The 1,863-nt window shown below is 68.0% G+C and carries 2 protein-coding genes and 1 pseudogene; all 3 read right to left on the bottom strand.

What is annotated here, in order from left to right:
* Positions 1–97 precede the first annotated feature (97 nt).
* Positions 98–1,297: a phosphoglycerate kinase gene (locus VGD32_RS12520; RefSeq protein WP_331032217.1), complete on the bottom strand. Its 1,200-nt coding sequence runs from the start codon at positions 1,295–1,297 to the stop codon at positions 98–100.
* Between the two features lie 33 nt (positions 1,298–1,330).
* A complete protein-coding gene (locus VGD32_RS12515; RefSeq protein WP_331032216.1) occupies positions 1,331–1,657 on the bottom strand; it encodes a hypothetical protein in 327 nt (108 codons plus the stop codon).
* Positions 1,658–1,710: 53 nt separating this feature from the next.
* A pseudogene (locus VGD32_RS12510) lies at positions 1,711–1,863 on the bottom strand (erythrose-4-phosphate dehydrogenase); the annotation flags it as partial.

Below are 1,863 nucleotides of genomic sequence, written 5' to 3'. Positions count from 1 at the left end.
TGAGCGCCGCCAAATCCATCAGTTCCTCCAGAGCTTTGTGTTTGCGGTGATCTAGCTCCACCGGAGCCGGAAGTCACGCATTGTTACAGGCTCGGGTTCAGGAGACATGAAGAGCCTCGACGCCCGGCAACGGCTTGCCCTCCATCCATTCAAGGAAGGCCCCGCCGGCGGTGGAGACGAACGTCATGTCCCCCGCCACGCCGGCGTGATGCAGGGCCGCGACGGTGTCGCCGCCGCCGCCCACGGCGGTCAGAACACCGGCCTTGGCGAGCGCCGCCGCATGCCGGGCGACGGCGACGGTGGCTGCGTCGAACGGCGGGATCTCGAACACGCCGAGGGGGCCGTTCCAGATCAGCGTCTTTGAGGCTGTCAGGGCGTCGACCAGACGTGCGACGCTGGCCGGTCCGGCGTCGAGGATCTTGTCGTCCGCCGACAGCGGCTGGCCGGCGACGACGGGGCGCGCGGCGGCGCCGGGCTTGACCTCGGTCGCCACGACGAAATCCACGGGCAACAGGATTTCGCAGCCCCGGGTCTCGGCCTCGGCGAGGATCTCGCGGGCGGTGTCGGCCATATCGCGTTCCGCCAGCGAGCCGCCGATATCAACGCCTTGGGCGAAAAGGAAGGTGTTGGCCATGCCGCCGCCGATGGCCAGTCGGTCCAGCTTGCCGACCAGATTCTTCAGCAGATCCAGCTTGGTCGACACCTTGGCGCCGCCGACGATGCCCAGCACAGGCTTGACCGGATTGCCCAGCGCCCTGTCCAGCGCCTCGAGTTCGCGCCGCATGGACTCCCCGGCGTAGGCGGGCAGCAGCCGCGCCAGCCCCTCGGTCGAGGCATGGGCCCGGTGGGCGGCCGAGAAGGCGTCGTTGACGTAGAGATCGCCCAGTTCGGCCAGTTGCGCCGCGAAGGCCGGATCGTTCTTCTCCTCGCCGGGGTGGAAGCGGACATTCTCCAGCAACACCACGCCGCCGGCGTCGACGTCGGCGATCATCGCCTTCGCCTCGTCGCCGACGCAGTCCTCGGCGAACCGCACCGGCGCGCCCAGCAGCCGCTCCAGATCGTCCACCACCGGCTTCAGGCTCATCGACGGAACCCGCTGGCCCTTCGGCCGGTCGAAATGCGCCAGCACGGCGACCTTGGCGCCTCCGTCGCGCAGCTTCTGGATCGTCGGAAGCGCCACGCGCAGCCGGGTGTCCTCCGTCACCTTCCCGCCCTCCATCGGCACATTGAAGTCCACGCGCACCAGCGCGGTCTTGCCGGCGAGGGAAGGGGCGTCGTCGAGGGTGCGAAAGGTCATTTGAAGTTCTCGCTACTGGGCAGGGTGTGCCTGCTACATCGGATTGCAGACCGGCCAGGCCATCCGCCAAGTTTCAAAAGCCGCCCAGCCGAAGATAGCAAGGCTGAGACCTCCTCCCGCAAGACGGATTGGCGAGCGGGGATCGGCGGCCACGAAGCGGATCAGGGCGATGACCCAGACCACGAGCACCAGCGCCATAACGGCGGGCATCACACCGTCTTCGAGCCGGAACCCCCGGAGCCGGCCATGTGCTTGCTCCAGGTCGCTTGCTGACGGAAAAAACGCCTGAGGGGCTTGGATCAGGTTGCGGACGAAGCAGCCGAGGCTGACGCCCCCCGCCGCAACCAGACCCGACATCATAAGGAGCGCGGCCTGAAGGGCGAGGTCTAGCCGTGGCCTCGCCCGTCCGCCCATCAGATGAACTTGCTCATCACCAGCGCGGTGTCCGCCATCCGAGTCGCGAAGCCCCATTCGTTGTCGTACCAGCTCAGCACCCGGGCCAGCTTGCCGTCGACGACCTGGGTCTGGGGCAGGGCGGCGGTGGACGACGCCGAGACGTGGTTCAG

Origin of the sequence: Brevundimonas sp. (assembly GCF_036402095.1) — a bacterium.
GTDB lineage: Bacteria > Pseudomonadota > Alphaproteobacteria > Caulobacterales > Caulobacteraceae > Brevundimonas.
Note: the sequence above shows the minus strand (reverse complement) of the source record. Positions and strands in the feature narration are given on the sequence as shown.

What these genes read in the sequence shown, in the direction of transcription:
- VGD32_RS12515 (WP_331032216.1), bottom strand. Translation starts at nt 1,657, where the DNA reads ATGATGTCGGGTCTGGTTGCGGCGGGGGGCGTCAGCCTCGGCTGCTTC.
- VGD32_RS12520 (WP_331032217.1), bottom strand. Translation starts at nt 1,297, where the DNA reads ATGACCTTTCGCACCCTCGACGACGCCCCTTCCCTCGCCGGCAAGACC.